This window comes from Psychrobacter sp. TB20-MNA-CIBAN-0197 (assembly GCF_040309765.1).
GTDB classification, from domain to species: Bacteria; Pseudomonadota; Gammaproteobacteria; order Pseudomonadales; family Moraxellaceae; genus Psychrobacter; species Psychrobacter submarinus.
On sequence record NZ_JBEOPC010000337.1, the window covers coordinates 1 to 292 of the forward strand.

The 292-nt window shown below is 35.3% G+C and carries 1 protein-coding gene; it reads left to right on the top strand.

Annotated features, from left to right (window positions below):
- On the top strand, positions 1-276 hold a 276-nt coding region (gene ccsA / locus AAEY83_RS13915; protein ID WP_351059719.1), incomplete at its 5' end, for a cytochrome c biogenesis protein CcsA.
- Positions 277-292: the final 16 nt, after the last annotated feature.

Below are 292 nucleotides of genomic sequence, written 5' to 3' on the forward strand. Positions count from 1 at the left end.
CTGTATCAATTGGTTAACTTAGGTACTATATTACTCACTTTGGCACTATTGTCGGGATTTGTATTTCTCGATGGTATGTTCGCTACTCAATTTATCCATAAAACGATATTATCGCTTGTTGCATGGTGTATTTTTGCTGTGATTGCGCTTGGCCATATGAAAAAAGGCTGGCGTGGTAAACCTGTGGTTATTGCTATTATGGTTGCTGCTTTTATTCTTACACTGGCTTATTTTGGCAGTCGTTTTATACAAGAAGTTATTCTAAATAAATTTTAACTTGACTCTACTAACT